At 59.4% G+C, this 18467-nt stretch carries 15 protein-coding genes; 6 read left to right on the plus strand and 9 right to left on the minus strand.

What is annotated here, in order from left to right; translation table 11 throughout:
• The first annotated feature begins 18 nt into the window (after positions 1-18).
• The 4 genes from glpA (at position 19) to Q1A59_RS10460 (ending at position 6478) form a co-directional block, all read left to right on the plus strand.
• A complete protein-coding gene (gene glpA, locus Q1A59_RS10445; RefSeq protein ID WP_298401733.1) occupies positions 19-1689 on the plus strand; it encodes an anaerobic glycerol-3-phosphate dehydrogenase subunit GlpA in 1671 nt (556 codons plus the stop codon).
• A gap of 18 nt (positions 1690-1707) precedes the next feature.
• A complete protein-coding gene (gene glpB, locus Q1A59_RS10450; RefSeq protein ID WP_298401735.1) occupies positions 1708-2946 on the plus strand; it encodes a glycerol-3-phosphate dehydrogenase subunit GlpB in 1239 nt (412 codons plus the stop codon).
• Positions 2947-3053: 107 nt separating this feature from the next.
• Entirely contained in the window at positions 3054-4283 is a 1230-nt protein-coding gene (locus Q1A59_RS10455) for an anaerobic glycerol-3-phosphate dehydrogenase subunit C (protein WP_298401737.1), read from the plus strand.
• A 332-nt stretch (positions 4284-4615) separates the two neighbouring features.
• Entirely contained in the window at positions 4616-6478 is a 1863-nt protein-coding gene (locus Q1A59_RS10460; protein ID WP_298401740.1) for a WD40 repeat domain-containing serine/threonine protein kinase, read from the plus strand.
• 21 nt (positions 6479-6499) lie between these two features.
• On the opposite strand, the gene Q1A59_RS10465 is transcribed toward Q1A59_RS10460, so the two are convergent.
• The 8 genes from Q1A59_RS10465 to Q1A59_RS10500 all read right to left on the minus strand — a co-directional run bounded on the left by Q1A59_RS10465 (position 6500) and on the right by Q1A59_RS10500 (position 13607).
• Positions 6500-7708, minus strand: a complete 1209-nt coding sequence (locus Q1A59_RS10465; protein ID WP_298401742.1) for a glycosyltransferase — start codon at positions 7706-7708, stop codon at positions 6500-6502.
• Between the two features lies 1 nt (position 7709).
• On the minus strand, positions 7710-8927 hold the full coding sequence (locus Q1A59_RS10470; RefSeq protein ID WP_298401744.1) for a patatin family protein: 1218 nt from the start codon (positions 8925-8927) through the stop codon (positions 7710-7712).
• A gap of 33 nt (positions 8928-8960) precedes the next feature.
• Positions 8961-9488, minus strand: a complete 528-nt coding sequence (locus Q1A59_RS10475) for a polyhydroxyalkanoate synthesis regulator DNA-binding domain-containing protein (protein ID WP_298401747.1) — start codon at positions 9486-9488, stop codon at positions 8961-8963.
• Between the two features lie 159 nt (positions 9489-9647).
• Positions 9648-10127 carry a phasin family protein gene (locus Q1A59_RS10480; RefSeq protein WP_298401750.1) on the minus strand — a complete coding sequence of 160 codons (480 nt, stop codon included), beginning with the start codon at positions 10125-10127 and terminating at the stop codon, positions 9648-9650.
• A 465-nt stretch (positions 10128-10592) separates the two neighbouring features.
• The gene (locus Q1A59_RS10485) at positions 10593-10751 is read right to left on the minus strand and encodes a hypothetical protein (RefSeq protein WP_298401752.1); all 159 of its coding nucleotides are present in this window, start codon (positions 10749-10751) and stop codon (positions 10593-10595) included.
• Between the two features lie 59 nt (positions 10752-10810).
• Positions 10811-12118 (minus strand): phosphoribosylamine--glycine ligase, encoded by a 1308-nt coding sequence (locus Q1A59_RS10490; protein ID WP_298401754.1) that lies wholly within the window; start codon positions 12116-12118, stop codon positions 10811-10813.
• Complete coding sequence (locus Q1A59_RS10495) at positions 12115-12972, minus strand: bifunctional 5,10-methylenetetrahydrofolate dehydrogenase/5,10-methenyltetrahydrofolate cyclohydrolase (RefSeq protein WP_298401756.1); 858 nt, start codon at positions 12970-12972, stop codon at positions 12115-12117. Before Q1A59_RS10495 ends, Q1A59_RS10490 begins: the two co-directional genes overlap by 4 nt.
• Positions 12969-13607 (minus strand): cyclodeaminase/cyclohydrolase family protein, encoded by a 639-nt coding sequence (locus Q1A59_RS10500; protein ID WP_299644949.1) that lies wholly within the window; start codon positions 13605-13607, stop codon positions 12969-12971. The genes Q1A59_RS10495 and Q1A59_RS10500 overlap by 4 nt, the downstream gene beginning before the upstream one ends.
• Positions 13608-13800: 193 nt before the next feature.
• On the opposite strand from Q1A59_RS10500, the gene Q1A59_RS10505 reads away from it, so the two are divergent.
• Both Q1A59_RS10505 and Q1A59_RS10510 read left to right on the plus strand, forming a co-directional pair.
• Positions 13801-14925: an ArsA-related P-loop ATPase gene (locus Q1A59_RS10505; protein ID WP_298401762.1), complete on the plus strand. Its 1125-nt coding sequence runs from the start codon at positions 13801-13803 to the stop codon at positions 14923-14925.
• Between the two features lie 114 nt (positions 14926-15039).
• Positions 15040-15843: an SDR family NAD(P)-dependent oxidoreductase gene (locus Q1A59_RS10510; RefSeq protein WP_298401764.1), complete on the plus strand. Its 804-nt coding sequence runs from the start codon at positions 15040-15042 to the stop codon at positions 15841-15843.
• 51 nt (positions 15844-15894) lie between these two features.
• Here Q1A59_RS10510 and Q1A59_RS10515 read toward each other — a convergent pair whose 3' ends face one another.
• Complete coding sequence (locus tag Q1A59_RS10515; protein WP_299644950.1) at positions 15895-18441, minus strand: EAL domain-containing protein; 2547 nt, start codon at positions 18439-18441, stop codon at positions 15895-15897.
• Positions 18442-18467: the final 26 nt, after the last annotated feature.

Here is an 18467-nt window from a genome sequence, read left to right on the forward strand (position 1 = left end):
GCCTGTTAGGAGATCAGCATGCAAACGCTCTCCACCGACGTGTTGGTGATCGGCGGTGGTGCGACCGGTACCGGCTGTGCGCTCGATCTGGCAATGCGCGGCATTCGCTGCATCCTCGTCGAGAAGGGTGATATAACCCACGGTACCACCGGTCGCTACCACGGCCTGCTCCATTCCGGCGGGAGATATGTGACTAAAGACCCACAATCGGCCACCGAATGCGCCCACGAAAATGCCATCCTACGCCGGATTATGCCCCACTGCATCGAGCAGACCTCTGGCTTTTTCGTAATTACGCCGTGGGATGATGAAAGCTATGGCGATGTGTTTGTAACCAATTGCCACCGTACCGGCGTGCCGGTGCAAGAGATCAGCGTCGCCGAGATGCTGCGCCGCGAACCGGCCCTCAATCCACGCATTTCGCGCGTGTTTGAGGTGCATGATGGGTCAGCCGACTCCTTCCTTGCCACGCACTCGGTGGCGCTCGCTGCCCGCGAGTATGGTGCCGAGATTCGCACGTATCACAATGTGGTTGAGCTGGTGCGGGTGGGCGATCGAGTAGTGGGGGCCATCGTCGAAGATTTACGCAGCGGCGAGCGAATCCGGATCGATTGCACCTACGTGCTCAATGCCGCCGGCGCATGGGCCGGCAAGATCGCAGCAATGGCCGGTGTGACGGTGACGGTCGTGCCCGGTAAGGGGACTATGGTGGCAATGAACCACCGGATGGTCAATACTGTCGTTAATCGCTGTAAACTGCCCTCCGATGGCGATATTATCGTGCCCATCCACACAGTTGCCGTGATCGGTACCACTGATGTGCATGTCCCCGATCCCGATGTATTTGGGATCGAGCCGGAAGAGATCCAGTTTATGCTTGATGAAGGCGAGAAGCTGATTCCCGGTTTCCGCCAGTATCGCGCCTTGCGCGCATGGGCTGGCGTGCGCCCGCTTTATAAAGATAAAGATGTCGCTAGTGACCGCGATATTCCTCGCACGTTCAAGTTGCTCGATCACGAAGAGCGTGATGGCGTCAGCGGCATTCTGTCGATTGTCGGCGGCAAGTGGACAACGTATCGCCTGATGGCCGAGCAGACGGTTAACGAGCTAGCCCGTCGGCTTGGTAATACTCAACCGTGCCGCACGGCGAGCGAGGTCTTGCCGGTGCCACGCTTCGAGCACCGCGCCCACGCGATGGTGACGGTGTCACCCGATCCGGCAGCCCAAACGCCACACTACTGGCTTGGCAAGCCGCTGGCACTGGTTGAAAGCGAACACGCTGCTGGTGATCTGATCTGCGAATGTGAATTGGTCACCCGCGACCGGATTATTGCGGCGATTGATGCCGGTGCGCACAACCTTGACGATATCCGGCGCGATGTGCGCATGGGGATGGGACCATGCCAAGGCGGCTGGTGCATCTACCGCACGGCTAACCTGCTCTACGAGCGGCGCTGTGCCGATGGCCTCAGCCATACTCACGCCAACGAAGCGATGTTGCACTTCCTCCAAGAGCGGTGGAAGGGATTGACGCCAGTGCTCTGGGGCGACCAGTTGCGGCAGGCTCGTCTTGACGAGTTGATTTACGCCGGTGTGTTGGGGATTCACCGCTTGCGCGCGTTGGCCGAGCCGGGAGGCGGGTTAGTGACGCAGCATCCCGCTATCGCAACCGAGTATGTGCAGGCATAGCCCGCTGGGAGAGTGTCTATGTACGATACGATTGTGATTGGCGCCGGCCTCAGCGGGATGCTGGCCGCAATTGGCCGCGCCGAACGCGGCGAGAAGGTGCTGGTGCTGGCCAAAGGTCACGGCGCGACTCACTGGTCAACCGGCTGTATTGATCTACTTGCCGATGTGGATGACCCGCTGGCCGGGATTGCCCAACTGGCTATCCAACGCCCTCATCATCCCTACGCGCTGGCCGGCCCGGCGATGATCGAGCAAGGGATTGCCCGTGTCCGCACTATCGGCGAAGCAGCCGACTATCCATTCGCTGGCAATCTCAACCGCAACCTGCTCTTGCCGACGGCGCTAGGCGCACTGCGCCCCACCGCGTTTGCCCCGGCCACAATGATCGCCGGCGATGCCCGCCAATTGCGCGATGGCCGGCCTACGCTCATTGCCGGCTTTGCCGAGTTGCGCGACTTCTTCCCGCCGCTGATCGCCGCTAACCTGCGCGCACAAGGCATCGCTGCTGAAGCGGCGCAGTTGGCGCTGCCGCCTACGCAGCGCCAGCACGATTTCAGCTCGGTGACGTTAGCCCGCTTGTGCGAGCAACCGGCATTCCGTGCCAACCTTGGCGAGCAATTGGCCGCCCATGTACGCAAAGGTGGTTATGCCCGCATCGGCCTGCCAGCCATCCTCGGTCTCAGGCATGCCACCGCGGTGGTGCGCGATCTGCAAAATCGGGCCGGCGCATTGATCTTTGAAATTCCCACCCTGCCGGTTTCGGTGGCCGGTATGCGGCTGTATCAGATCCTAGAGGATGAATTGCTGCGGTTAGGCGGCCGCATCCAATTGGGTGGATTTGTCCAGCGCGCCGAGCACATTGGCGACACCCTCGTCGCTGTCTTCAGCGAGGCGGCAGCCCGCGAGCAGCGTCACACTGCCCGGCACTGGGTCTTGGCAACCGGCGGCATTCTTGGCGGTGGGGTGCGAGCCACGCCTGAAGGCTATCTGTATGAAACGGCGCTCGCCCTGCCGCTGCAAACGCCTGATGGCAGGGCAGGATGGTTTGCGCCGCGGTTTCTCGATGAACACGGCCACCCCGTCTTTCAAAGCGGGGTGCGCGTTGATCAACGCCTGCGCCCGCTTGACGCCGCTGGCCGGCTGGTATACGAAAATGTGCAGGTTGTAGGTGGTGCGCTGGCCGGCTACGATCCGATTCGCGAAGGCTGCCTCGAAGGGGCGGCTATCGCCACTGGCTGGGCCGCCGGGCAGGCATGATAGTACCGCCGCAGGCGATGCACTCCAATAAGCTGCGCTCGCCGCCACTTTTCGTACAGCCGCACAACAGTGCGGCTCCATCATGCGCTCGCAGAGGAATCACCACTATGGATCATATCGAACTCTCACTCACCCAATCACTCGATCATTGCATCAAATGCAACATCTGCACCTCAGCCTGCCCAGTGGCAGCAGTAACCGATGCCTTCCCCGGCCCCAAATACGTCGGGCCGCAAGCGCAACGCTTCCGCCATGCCGCCCAACCGTCGCCCGATGCTTCAGTTGACTACTGTTCAGGCTGCCGGGTCTGCAATCAGGTCTGCCCGACCGGCGTGCGCATCGCTGAGCTGAATGCCCGCGCCCGCGCCCAAATCGTCGCCGAACGCGGCATGCCCTTACGCAACCGGATTATCGCCCGTTCAGGGTTGGTGGGGCGGCTCAGCAGCGGCCCACACGCGCCGCTAGTCAACTTCACGCTCAACTTTGCGCCGGCGCGCTGGATGATCGAACGGGTGATGGGCATTCATCGCCACGCACCGCTGCCCAAAGCCAGCACCTACACCTTCCGGCGTTGGTTCAAACGGCACAAACCGGCGACCAACGGGCGACGACCACAGGTCGTCTACTTCCACGGGTGCAGCACGAACTACTATGAACCGCATGTCGGTAAGGCGGCGATTGTTGTGCTCGAACACCTCGGGTTTGAGGTCATCGTGCCGCCGCAACGCTGCTGCGGCTTGCCACTGCTCTCAAACGGCGACTTTCCAGCAGCGCAGAGCCATCACGAATACAACGTCGCCCAACTCTTGCCCTACGCTCGCGCCGGTATCCCGATCGTCGGCACCAGCACTAGCTGTACACTCACCCTCAAAGAAGAGGCGCCGGAGCTGCTGGGGTTGCACGGCGACGACATTCACGCGGTCGCTGCCGGCACCTATGACATCTTCGAGTTTCTGCGCAATCTCTACGAGCAAGGCCGCCTGCGCACCGATTTCCGCCCGATCGAACGTGAATTGCCGTACCACCCGCCATGCCAGTTGCGCGCGCACCGGATTGGCCGCCCAGTACTTGATGTGCTAGGACTGGTGCCCGGCTTACGCCTGCGCGAGAGTCGAGCCGAATGCTGCGGCATCGCCGGCACCTACGGCATCAAGCGCGAGAAGTATCAGATCGCGATGGACGTCGGCAAGTCCCTGTTCGACTTCGTGCGCGCCAGCGGCCAAGACCTCGCGCTCTGCGACAGCGAGACCTGTCGCTGGCAGATCAGCGGCGCAACTGGCGTCGCCACTCGCCATCCGATCGAACTCTTAGCCGAAGCCTACGGTCTAGCGGTGTAACACCTCTGCATCTATGGGTCATTGCGAGGGCGCACAGTGCCCGCAGCAATCTACCCCTTCAGCGGGCAGAATACCTGAACGGATCACTCCCGCTTAAGCAGGAGATTGCGGCGCCGCCTCCGGCGGCTCGCAATGACACTAGGTGAGGGGGAGATTGCTGCGCCCCCGGCTGCTCGCAACGACACATGGGGTGCGGAATGCATGCCTGAAGGGCATCACGCCGCGACACCCCGCAGGTAGGAAGGAACGCAAACAACCCAAGGGTCAACCGCAATGCCAGCATTTTGTTATAATACGATTTAGTGGGTTCGCGTCTGCCCGGAGTAGTGCGCATGCTTGCGCCGGAAACAGTCTTGCAAGGCCGGTATCGGGTCATCACCCAGATCGCCAAAGGCGGGATGGGCGCTGTCTATCAGGCGCGCGATTTGCGACTACGCATTGACGTGGCCCTGAAGCAGACCCTGTTTAACGATGAAGCCTACCGGCAGGCGTTCGAGCGCGAAGCGCAAATACTGGCCCGGCTCAGGCATCAAGCATTGCCGCGTGTGATCGATCATTTCATTGATCCACAGGGCCAATTTCTGGTCATGGAATTTATCCATGGCGAAGATCTCGGTAATCAACTGGCCCGCCTTGGCCGCCGGTTCGCCTCGCCGCAGGTTGTACCGATGGTGGTTAAGTGGACGGATCAATTGCTCGACGTGTTGCATTACTTGCATACGCGGCCCGTGCCGGTCATCCATCGTGATATTAAGCCAAAGAATCTCAAGCTCACCCCAAGCCACGATATCATCTTGCTCGATTTTGGGCTAGCCCGCGGCGGGATGACGGTCTCTGCCGGGATTGACGGGTCGGGCACGCGCAAGGTCTACGGCTTTACCCCGCCGTATGCGCCCTACGAACAGATGCGCGATGGCGAACCCGATCCGCGCAGCGACATCTACTCGCTTTCGGCAACCCTGTATCACCTGCTGACTGGTGTACTGCCGCCTGATGCAATGACCCGTATGGCCCGGCTAGTCAACGGCCAGCCTGACCCGTTGCGTCCGATCCGCAGCTTAGCACCGCATGTTCCTGAGGGGTTGGCTCAGTTGATCGAGCAAGGTATGGCAACGCTGATCGAACAGCGACCGCAATCGGCTCGCGAGATGCGCGAGGCGCTTCACCGCCTGCGTGGTAAGCCAGCCGCTGCGGCTCCGGCAGCTTTACGACCCATACCCCAACCAACAACGCCGCCAGCCCCTGAGCCTATTGAGACACCCTCCCAACCGTCATCAGCGGAGTCTAGCCCGACTCGATTGAAAACACCGGTTGGCACGATGTTACGCCGTCTGATCACGGGCAGTCAGGTGCGGAGTATCGCGTTTTCACCTGATGGCACATGGTTATTGGCTGGCTATGACGACTATACCGTTGGGGTGTGGGATGTCAGTACTGGCGAACAAGTAACCAGCCTGCGTGGCCACGAGAGCACTGTCCGCACGGTCGCGTGGAGTCCGGATGGCAAGCTGGCTGCGACCGGCAGCGATGACGAGACGGTGCGGATCTGGCGCACGGATGATTGGCAACCATTACAAACCATCCAATACCTCGGTTGCCCAATCGAGAGCGTTGGATTTAGCCCTAATGGCCGGTACCTCGCCACTGGCGGGTGGGGTAGTGCAATCACCCTGTACGAGCTACGGCAAGAAAAAATCGAGCCGATTGGCCTATTGACATGCCCCTTCGTCCATTCATTGAGCTTTTCGCCTGATGGATCCCTCATAGCGGCTGGCTGCTATGATGGCGCGATCTATCTCTGGCAGGTCGCCGATCAACGAGCGCTCCAACCGATTAACGGCTTTAATACGTTCATTTACAGCGTCGCGTTTAATCCGGCTAGCACGATCATTGCCGCAAGCAGCGGCACTAGCATTCGGCTGTGGCGGCTCAAGGATTATCACCCGCTCGACACCCTGCAGGGCCACACGGCGCCGGTGCGCGGGCTTGCCTTCAGCCCGCGGTTCCCGATCTTGGCTTCGGTCAGCGAAGATCGTAGCGCTCGCTTTTGGCAAATGGAACAGGTGCAACCGTTACCGCTCGTGCTCGAACACAGTGCCGGCGTGAGCTGCCTGAGCTTTAGCCCCGACGGCCAATTACTGGCTACTGGCGCTCATGATGGCCGTATCTGCCTCTGGCAAGCGCCAACCCAATAGGAGCGCAGCGTTGCTTTGCCGCTATTTGCGATTCGCCACCCGTTCCACCAAGGCAATAATCCGTTCGGCTCGCCGGCCATAGGTATGTTCAGCCGCCAAGGCTTGGCGCACCGCTGCGAGCGATGGGTCGCGTTCGGCCAACGCCGCGCTCAGCGCCGCTTGCAAGCCGGCCAGATCGCGCCGGGTGAAACTGTAGGCCAGATGCGGCGGCAAGATCTCGTGCAAGGCTGGAATGGACGGCAGCACAACCGGTATACCCAACGCCATATACTCGAACAACTTGAGCGGCGAGGCAGTCACATCGGTGACGGTATCGGGAATCACCAGCGCATCAGCCGCGCCGAGACAGCGCACCACCTCGGTTTGTGGACGCGGCGGCAGCAAGTAGAGGTCGGCTGGCGTGGTCGTGGTTTCAGCGACCCGCAACCCTTCGCTGATCGCATGGGCCGCCAGCGCCGCCCGTTCGCCGGGTCGCCCGCCAAGAATCAAACCGATCAAATCCGGATGGGTAGCGCGTAGCGCACGGATGGCACTGAGCAGACCGTCCAACCAGCGGTGGGCGAAAGTCATGCCGGCATAGGCGACGATTGGCGCTGTGGGAGGCAAGCCAAGTTCGGTGCGGCAAGCGACGCGATCTTGCGGTGCAAAGATCTGCTCGTCGTAGGCATCGGGAATAACCGCCACATCAGCCGGCTCGCGCCAACCGATCTGCGCCAACAGCCGGCGAAAATCCGCGGTGAGTGAGGCAACCGCCGTCGCGCGACCGATCGCCGTCCGGTCAATGAGATCAAGCAATCCACGCGCCCAACGTTCCTTGGCCCGTGACGGGTTGCGCGACTCAAGATCATGCGCCTCATAGATCACGGGCAGGCCAAGCCGGGGACCAAAAACACCGGCCCACCACGCGGCAATAATCGGCTGGCGGATGTAGACTGCTTCGACTGTCTGCCGGCGGGGAGCCACTATCGCCGCGGTCATTGCGGCAAACACCGAATGTTCCGTATAATAGAGCAGCGTGCTCTTATAGAAGCGTGAGAGCTTGCCAATCGCCGGGCGGGGCAGATGCACCGCTCCAACTTCGTAAAACCGGCTTGGCTCCATCCTCCAGCGCGGAATCAGGGCGAGGGTATCAGGCCGGCGCGAGCGCAATTCGCGCAGCGTGGTATAAGTTTGCAGCGCGTTTGCCGACTGCAAATTCAAGCTGGTGGGATAGGCGATATAGACGATCATCTCAACGGGCAACCTCAAGCCGCGACAGCAAACGATCTAATTCCGCCAGCGTTGAGGCCAGCCCCTCCGGAGCGGTGTGAAGTGAGCCGCCAGTCACCAACGCCGCGCGCACGAGATGCGGGTCATCGCCGGCCATCTGCAAGTTGCGCAAATCCTGCCTGATCCGCTCATCGCTGATCGCAATGCCATGCCGGGCCAGCATCGCCCGGTAATACGGATAATGTTCACATAGATGGTGGGCCACACTCTCGAAACCGTGGCGGGCAATTGTCATCCGAGTGCGGAAACGCATCGTATTTTCAGCGAACATCATCCGATCTTGACGCGAAGGTTCGATCAGAATGATATCAACTTCAGGATGGCGGCGGCGCACTTGCTTGATATGGTAATGCAAACCGGCGTGAATAAAGGTGCGAAATACTTGATTGCCGATTCGCTGAATGCCCTGATCGCTGATGCTAGCGCCGGGTGGATGGCGGCGATTATCGAACGGTACCATCGGATTGATGCACACGATCAGCTCAGCTCCGCGCTCGATAGCGACATCGAGGCTGGCAGTGCCGCGCAACCCGCCATCGATATAGTCGCGATCACCGATCCGTACTGGGCGGTAGAAGATGGGGATCGCCGCCGACGCACAAACGGCGAGCGAAATCGGCACGTGTTCGAGCGGCGGCAACCCGAAGACTGCTCGTTCGCCAGTATCGAGATCAGTAGCAACGATCATTAACTCGCGATCAAGATCGGTAAAGCGGTTTGAACGACCGGGTTGTTCGAGCGCCGCCCGGAGATAACGTTCGAGCGCCTGAGAGTCATAGAGACCGGTCGGCAACCCAACCGCCAAGGTTTCGATCAGATCGAGGAGCGAAGCCTCGCTGCCTTCACGCAACCAGCGTTGGAGAGCCTGCACCAACGCGCCGGGCAGATGCGAAGCGCGGCGCAACAGATCGGCCAGATTGAACTGGTAGAGGTGGTGCGGTTCGAGTTGATCGATGCCGAGCAATGAACTTTCAAGCACGCTAATTAACGTGCGCGGCGACATATTGTTAGCGAGACAGGCATTGATCAACGCGCCGGCGCTAGTGCCGACATAGATATCAAATTCATTGACCGAGAGATGTTCGAGCACCTGATCGATGGCGCAGAGGGCACCGATCTCATAGGCGGCGCCGGCCACGCCGCCGCCGGCGAGGACCAAAGCGGTTGTGCTGCGCTGCATAGCCTGCCTCTTTGCAACGATGTGCGATCACCTTCAACGCCAGCGTAACAATTGCTCAACCATACTGGTGAGCGCATCGATCTGGGCATGGAGCCGTTCGACATCATTGCGTGTCGGTACATCAGCGATGCGATCGGCCAACTGATTCTGCGCATCACGGGCAAACTCTTGCCGTAACAACAGCTTGCGCCAGCGATCGGCCTCTTCGGGTGAAAGAGCGCCCTCGTCAACCAGCACATCGATCCGCCGGCCAATTTCAGCTTCGATCAGTTCATCACCACCGAGCGAACTGAAGAGCGTGCGCCGCAACGTTGTGAGAGTGTCACCACCAACCTGTATCAGACCGGTGAGTAAGTTGGTTGGCAACGGCGAAGCGCGACCACGGGCCTGTAATACGACCTGCGCCAAAATATTAGCCGTGATGTCGTCACCGGTCTCATTATCGAGCACTTGCACCGTCTCACCTTCTTGCACAAGCTTGGCAATGCCTTCGAGGGTGATGTAGCGCTTTTGGTTGGTATGATACAGTTTCCGGTTGGCGTATTTTTTAATGACATGCATGGTATATGCCGCCTTGAGCCGGGTGATGCAGATAAACGCAATGCCTTGCCAATCCCGGCGTTGCCTTAATAGTCTCAGCGGCAATTATAACACGCTGCGCCAAAACACCGGCAACTGTGGCCAACGCCACAGTGCCGGCGTTCGGCAATTCCAAGCTAACTACTTCTCGCTGTGCTCTTCCTTCGCCTCGCCGCGAGTGCGACTGCGAGCCGACGTCTCTTGCACGCGGCGCAACTCCTCGACGCGGGCCGCCAGTTGGGCAATCTTGGCGCTCAGCTCGTCAATGTCGCGCTTGGAGGGGATGTTGAGCCGGTTGAGGAATTGCTCGAAGCTGGTCTCAACCTGCGCAGTCAGATTGTTGAGGTTAGTCTGCACCTGATCGGTCTGCGGCATCGCCGTCTTGCGGAACCGCTCGGCAGCCTCCTCAAACAACTTCTGCGCATCTTTCTGCGCCAGCTCACCCCGCTCAACCAGCCGGTTGAGAAAGGCCTCGGCCTCTTCGCGGCTGAGAGCAAACGCACCAATGCCGGCCAGCATCAGCTTGCGCACCACTTCAAAGATTTGCACGCTCGGATTGACCGGCGGCGGCGTCTCATCGATCTGGCGGACATTAACCTCAATCTCTTCGACCGTTGTCATCGTAGCCTCCTGCTCTATGGTAGTAACCGGAGTTCAGACTATCTGTATCATAGCACAGCCTGCCGGGTTTTGGTAGTTGTATAACGCAGTGCGTTACAATTCCGAGTATAACACGCTGCGTCATGGAAGTCAATGGCAAAATTGTTGCGAAGCGACAAACTTCGTAACGTCCCCGCTACTACGGCAAGCGGTCGTCACATCACAGACAACATAAAAGCTACTCAGTCGCATCCCCTCGCGTTAGTAAAACCGGTGCGCGTCTTTGCGCCACGTGCCCGGATCGAGGTGGCGTTGAGCGTACCCTGTCGTGGCAGCATACTCCTTGAGCCACGCCAGCAACATCGCACCATAGCTATGCGGACATCGATCGGCGCGAGTCACCAGATCATCAACATCCAGAAAGCGACTCTACGCCAGATTTTCGCTGACGCGGAACCCGGCTACCGCGACGGCTGCGCCATCAACCTAGACCACGGCAACCTGATAGCCATATGCCATCTGCCACCGGCTGCGATCGACAAACGATGCCGTAACCAGATGAGAACGCAGTGCAACCAGAACTAGATAGCACGCTGCAATTGCTTCATTAGTCGTGGCCAGCGCAATAACAGGTTTGGCAGCCATATCATTCCTTTCACACGCCGTAAGGGCGGAAGCCTGCTCCACTCTTACGCTGTTCCGCCCTACGCTTGTTCGCTCGCGCCGACATCTTCGCGGTAAGTGCGTCCGGGAAAGCGGATCCGCTCGGCATTGATGATGGCTCGCCCGCGTGCGCCGGCCAGCGTAGCGCCCAGCGCCACGACCGTCACCACATGCCCGCCGGTCAGATACAAGCCACCGCTGCCGCCGCCAAACAACCGGTCGCGCCGCGACGGATCGTAGCGTAAGATGTGCGGCGACTCGGTTTGATCGTGGAAGACCAGCACGCCTGCTTCAACCTCGCTGACTCCTTCCACCGCGGCGTTGATTGGGTAGTGGTGCGGGTAGCCTTGCGTCACTAGCGCCAAGGCTACGCTCGCTTCATCACGCCAGCGCAAAGGCGGCAAACGGTGCAGGCTACGGGCAATGGCAGCCTCAAAGTAGGGCACAAGATCGTCGATCAAACGTGGCAAGACTGCCTGCGCTTCCATGTCGCGCAGATTACAGCGCAACCCGATAATCCGCGGCCCCTGCGCCCCGATCACGCAGTCAACGCCGATGATCCCCCAATAAGGCAACTGCTCGCGGGCAATGGCCGCTACCAACGGTTGCATAAGGTGGCGTTCAAGGTACGCTTTCAGCTTCTGGGAGTAGGCGGAATTGCCGGTAATCGCGCCCATGCCCGGCGCCGGCGGACTATCCGGGTGCGGCCCCATTCCGTCATAGACGCGGGTCGGCAGCAATGATACCAAATAACTGCCATCAGTAATGGCAGAAAAGCTCACCACCGGCCCGCTCACATACTCTTCAATCACCACCCCATGGCTGCTGCCCTCCACCGGGCGCGATACAAACAATGCCCGCAACGCTTCCAAGGCAGCATAGCGATCGTGGTAGACCCCCTCGCCGGCGGCCGGATGGTCACCGCGCAGCACCACTGGCAGCGGTTGCGCGGCGAGGTACTTTTCCGCTATCGGCAAGCTGGCAAAACACCGCCCCGCCGGAGTTGGCAATTGGTAGCGCAGCAGCAACTCTTTGGCGTAACAGCGGCTCCACTCGATGCGCGTGCTGCGTTGTGACGCGCCGCAGACGCCGATGTGCATGCTCACCACTTCATCCACCAACCCTGCCCAGAGTGGTTCGCTGCTCGCAGGAACGATCAGATCGATCTGCTCGTTAAACGCCCACTGCGCTACTTGCGCCGGCTGCGCCGGATCGAGATCAACCCGCGGCGCAATCTGGCATGCGCCGCCATTACCCGGCGCCACGAGCACATCGGCTGTTGGGCTGGCGAAAAGCTTCCAGACGAGCGCATGGCAGCGCCCATCATTGCCGAGCACGAGGATTTTCATATCCCTAACCGGGTACGGGTAGCCTTAATCAGATTCTGCATGAGCATCACGTTGGTCACCGGGCCAGTACCGCCGGGTACCGGTGTAATGGCGCCGGCCACTGCCACGGCCCCTGCATAATCGACATCACCGACCATACTGCCATCAGCCAGCACGTTGGTGCCGAAATCGATCACTGTCGCACCGGGCTTAATCATCTCAGCCGTAATCAGGCCGGGCCGGCCAGCCGCAGCAGCGATGATGTCGCATTCACGCAAGACAGCACCTAAATCGAGAGTGCGTGAATGGCAGATAGTAACGGTGGCATCGGCCTGTAGCAACAGCAGGGCCATAGGCCGACCCACAATCGCCGAGCGACCCACCACTGCTGCCCGCTTCCCACGCACCTCAATCCCATACCGACGCAGCAACTCCATCCCGCCGGCAGGGGTGTTTGGCGTCAACGCCGGGCGGCCCTGCGCGAGCAAGCCGGCATTGATCGGATGGATGCCGTCGAGATCCTTTTCTGGTACGAGGCGATGCAAGACGCCATCGAGCGATAAACCCGCCGGCAGCGGCAGTTGCAATAAGATGCCATCAACGCGATCATCAGCGCTCAGGTTCGAGACCGTTGCTTCTAGATCGGCCTGTTCGGTGGTCACCGGCAAGGCAATGGCCCGGCAGGCTGCCCCCAACGACTGGCATAGCCGGTCAATGCTGCGCACGTAGCGCGTCGCGGCGGGATCATCACCCACTTGGACGACCGCAATGGTTGGAGCGCGATCAATCCGCGCGCGCAATTCAGCAATCTGCGCCGCCGCCTCGGCGCGCAGCTCTTGAGCTAGCGCGCGACCATCAAGAATCCGGGCGCTCATGCTGTCATCCTTCCCCGGACAATGGTGACAATCCCATCAACTTCATCACCAAGCCCGATCAGCAGATCTTGTAACTGGGCGCGTGTTTGGCGCACGAACACCTGATCCTCAAGTGCGGCGAGGTTAATTTCAACATTGAGCGCCGCACTCTGCACCGTAGCCCGTACCAGCAAGACCGCAACTCCCACATCGCTCACCACCAACCGGGCACAATTGTTGGCCAGCGTTGTGCAGAGTGGCAATAACGCCGCTGCGGCTTGCGCTGTGCGCAACGGCACTTCGGCAGCCAAGCGGGTAATCTGTTGGATCGCCGCTTTACGCGTCGCTGCATCGGCCTCAGTCGTACGCGGCAGCTTGTACGCCGCTGCCAGCCGGTTGAACACAGCAATATCTTCGCCAGCTAGCTGCTGCAATTCGGCCCGTAACTGTTCGGCCTGCGTATGGATCGCGCGCAACTCGCCTTCGACCTCAGCAAACTGCGGTTTACCGATCGTCAGTTCACACACCATACTCACTAAACCGGCGGCCATCGCGCCGGTCAGGGCCGCAACGCTGCCACCGCCGGGAGTAGGAGCGCGCGAAGCCAGCGCGTCGAGAATAGCGCCGAGCGGCTGTTGCATCAATGATTCTGACATGGTGCCTCCCTGAGCTGGACAACCACATAAAGGGAACGCTCTGTAAGCGTTGACCACGACTCATTATAGCTGATCGGTGGTACCGTATGTGTGCTATGCCCAATATCAATTGCAACCACCGCGTGGGCGAAGTTGCATATAATACAATCAGCAACCACCTGTACAGACCGGTGCCGCAGACAGGACGATCGCTATGTGGCCCACTACTACGCAGATTGTTATTTTTAGCGGTGAATCGAGCGCTCTCGCCGCAACCGCCACCGCAGTTGCTTCAGCCGCGCAAGGCCAGCCCACCCTCCTTGCCAGTCTAACGCCAACCCACGATTGCGCAATCCTCTTAGGCGCATCGCCAGCGCCCCAACCAGCCACTCTTGCCTCTCAGCTTGATTTCTGGACGTTCCAGCCACTGGCGGATTTGAGCGCAACGTGGAACGAACTCCGCTCACGCATTAGCTTACCCGGCCCGCCCATCGATGGCGATGATCTGCCGTTGCTGCCCGGTCTCGAACTATTTTTGGCTGTCTACCGCCTTGCCAGCCATGCCCAACGTGGCTACCAGCTCATCTGCGTTGATGCTGGCCCGCCAGATAGCCTCCTGCGCGCGCTGGCCGTTCCCGACACCTTTCGCTGGGTGATGCGGCAACTTTTTGGCCTCGACCGCGGCCCCGGCCAATCAACCGAATCGCTGGCGCGAGCGGCGTTACCGGCCAATCTGCTGCCGTTCGAGCAGATTGGGCAGATGCAAGAGGCGCGGGTGCAGTTTGAGCAGTTGCGCGACGTTGCGCTTGATCCAAAGCGGGTACGGGCACGCTTGGTCATCCGGCCCGATCAAGCCGGCTTGCGCGCGGCAACATTGTATGCGCCGGCGCTGACGCTTTTTGGTCTGAACCTCGATGCACTGATCATCGGCCCGTTATTGCCGGTGGTGAGTGATGGGTACGAACTCGCCACGCTAGTTTTAGAGCAGGCTACAGTTGTGGCTGCCGTCGCGGCGCGCTGGCCGAACTTGCCGCTGTTGCGCCTGCCATTTCAGGCCACGCCTCACGAGCCAGCACCATTCGCGACGATCGGGAAAGGGCTGCTACACCCGCCGGCGCCGCTACCGCCACCAATTGGTATCGGTTCGCAGACCGAACCATGGATCAGCCTGTTGCTTCCGGGCGTAGCCCGGGAAGATCTCACTGTCAGCGTGAGTGGTGATGAGCTGATCGTCTCGCTAGGGCCATACCGGCGGCACCTGCTCTTGCCAGTGGCACTGCGCGGTGCGCCAATCCGCGCCGTGCGTGAGGGCGACCGGTTGACGATTCGCCGGCGCTGATCGGGAGCCGGCACAGGGAGGTTTTAGCCGCGAGAAACTCAGCGTAACCAACGCAGTGGGCAACCTGCGCAGCCACTATGGGATCTGTCCTGCTTGTATCACAACGAGGAGACCATGGCTCAGAAGACAACCGATTTGCGTAACCTGACCGCAGTCGTGACCGGCGGTAGCCGGGGGATCGGGCGGGCCATCGCGGAAGCACTAGCCCGCGCCGGCGCGCAGGTCGTGATTTCGTCGGCCAATGCCGCCAACCTAGCCGAAGCCGAACGTTCGCTGCAAGCTGCTGGCCTCAAGGTGAGCGGCATCCGCTGCGATGTCAGCAATCGCCTCGAAGTCGAAACTCTCGCCGCTACTGCTGCCGAGCGGATGGGGCGAATCGACCTGTGGGTCAACAATGCCGGCATTTCGGGGCCATTTGGTTACATACTCGACGTGCCACCCGAAGCATGGGAACAAGTCATTAAGGTGAATCTGCTCGGCACCTATTACGGCTGCCGGGCAGCTTTGCCGTACATGATCAAGCAACGCAACGGCCAGATCATCAACCTTTCCGGCGGCGGCGCCAAGCGACCGCAACGCTTCCTCTCGGCCTATAGCGTCTCGAAGGCGGGGATTGTGCGCCTAACCGAAGCCTTCGCCCGTGATTATCAAGATCACCCATATCTGCGCTTCAACGTGCTCACACCGGGGATGGTGCCAACCGATATGATTAACCACTTCGAGACGGTTGGCCCCGGCGGTGAAGCGATCAAGCAATTACCGCGCGTCTTGAAGATCTTCGGCACTACTGCCGAAGAGACGGCAGAACTTGCGTTACGCATCGTGCGCGAGGGCAAGAGCGGGCAGGTTTTTGAAGTTATGCCGCGCCACCGCGCTATCTGGCGACTCCTGAAAGCAGCGTTACGGCGCAAGCAATAATGCTAAACCCGCTGCCGGCAACCAGAGCGCCTCACGGTTGTGGGGCGCTATCTATGATTCGTTCGCTTCAGTGCGAGCGTGCAACCATGACGCTGCCGCCTCTGCCGGCAGTGGATGGCTAATGTAGTAGCCCTGAAAGAGATCACAGCCGGCATCGAGCAAGATCTGGCGTTGGCCAATCGTCTCGACGCCTTCGGCTACGATTTGCGTGCCAAGGTGATGGCCAAGCGAAATAATCGTGCTCACCAGACTACGTTCGATCATCGCATCAGAATGATCGAGCTGGGCCACGAATGAGCGATCAATCTTGAGGACGTTAATCGGCAAGCGATGCAAATATGACAGCGACGAATAGCCGGTGCCAAAATCATCGATTGCCAACGTCACCCCCAATTGGCGCAACTCGATCATTTGGCGGCGTAAATTGTCAATCTGGCCCATCAGCATACTCTCAGTCAATTCGAGTTCGAGCCAGCCCAAGGGCAAATCGGCCTGCGCTAAGGTTTCCGCCACCGTTTGCACAAAACCGCTTTGTGAGAATTGTAATGCTGACACATTGGCCGCTACCGGCACGATCGGTAAACCTTGCGCGCGCCATTCACGCATTTGCCGGGCAATTTCGCGCAGTACCCATGCGCCAATCGAAATGATTAACCCTGTATCTTCAGCGATGGGGATGAAACGCGCTGGCGAGACCATGCCAAGCTCAGCGTTCTGCCAGCGGATCAACGCCTCAAAACCAACCAGTTTTCCAGCGCGATTGACTTTCGGTTGATAGTGCAACAACAACTCATTGCACTCAATCGCCCGCCGCAGCAGCGTCTCGATCTGCAATTGCTCGAGCGACGAATTGGTAATAGCTGCATCGAAAAACTGAAAGCTGTTGCGCAGGGTGCCTTTGGCACGATACATCGCCATATCCGCTGCCCGTTGCAGCGTCATTACATCGGTGCCATCAATCGGGTAAAGGCTTGCACCAATACTGACACTGACAAAAATTTCATGCCCATTAATAAAAAATGGCTGCTCAAGCGCTTCGTGCAAGCGGCGCGCAATGGCAGTGACCTGCTGCGGCGAATTGATCTCAGGCAATACCAACAGAAACTCATCACCGCCATGCCGGGCAAGCGTATCGGTCGCCCGCACACACAATTCAAACCGGCGCGCCACCTGTACTAATAAGAGGTCGCCGATCGCATGGCCCAGCGTGTCATTCACCTGCTTGAAGCGGTCGAGATCAATAAAGAGCACCGCCACCAGCGTATTACGGCGCGCATGCTCGATGGCATGCTGCAAGCGATCTTCAAACAACAACCGGTTCGGCAAGCCGGTCAACGCATCGTGATGGGCTTGGTACGCCAATTTGTGCAGCGTCACATGCTGTTCAAGCGCAATGGTTGTCAATTGCTCGATGTGGTCGAGCAGTTGCTGTTCTTCAAAGGCCAGTGACATATCACTTTGCCGGCAAAGCAATAGCCACCCATCAGCCGGATCGCGATGGGTACGCAAGACGATCAACCAACTGCGGTTAATGACTTGCATCTGGATGAGATCCTGAATCTTCTGCCAATGCGGCGAATCAAGTGAAAGCTCGCTGACCCGCTGATTGTGGTATGGCAATTGGGTCAGTAATTCGCTCGCCCATTGATCCAAGTGCGGCAGATCATCGTGCAGAATGTAACGGTTGTAGCTAGCAAAGACCGCCGCCGAACGCACCATATACGCTGCATAGACTAAATCTGTTATCTGCTCGCCGAGCAACTGCAACATCTCGCGGATGATCGTTCTAAGCTCGTACTGGCGAGCAATTAGCTCGAGTACTCGTCGACGAGCAAGCGCGATCTGTTCAACCTGATGACGGGCCGAAACATCTTCGAGTACTACCACCACCCGAACCCGCTCACCACTACCAAACCGCACTGCACGCATCGCCAGCCAGCAGCGATCATGGGTAACCGCGGCAAACTCACCTTCATAGCTTTCCAGTTCACTCGCCAACAGTTGCTCGATCGCCACCGCAACCACTACGGCCGGCCCCACCCCAAGCTGGCAGGCGGCTAGAAACGCTGCCCCGACCGTACAATCGATCGCTTCCACCCCCAATAGCGGCCCGAGTTGCAACCAACGTACATTAGCGGCCAAAACTTGCCCATACCGGTCAAGAATAGCAATCGCCGACGGCAGGGCATCGAGCGCCGAATGGAGCAATTGCTGGGTTTCGATCAGCAACTGCTCGGCCTGTTTGCGTTCGGTAATATCGTGCAGAATTACCAACATTGCCGGCGATCCGTCCCACTCAATTGGTTCGACCCGTAAATCGACAATCACCACTGAATGGTCAGGACGCACAATTTCGGCATCAACGGTTAGGCCGGGTTGCAACGGAAAACCGAACGGACTGCCCTGCACTTGATCGGCTTGCCGGCCAAACAGGCGCAGCGCAGCTTCATTGGCAAAAAGAACCGTACCAGCGTGATCGAGCACAAGTAGGGCATTAGTATTATTGGCCACGATTGCCTGCAACGATCGCTGGTCAGGATATGGCTCCAGACGATCAGCAGTATTGTGTAGTTCGGAAGCAGAAGGATCGTGCTGCACTGTGGCAATCTCCCCCACAACCAGCC

The sequence above is a fragment of the uncultured Chloroflexus sp. genome, assembly GCF_937951745.1.
Classification (GTDB): Bacteria; Chloroflexota; Chloroflexia; order Chloroflexales; family Chloroflexaceae; genus Chloroflexus.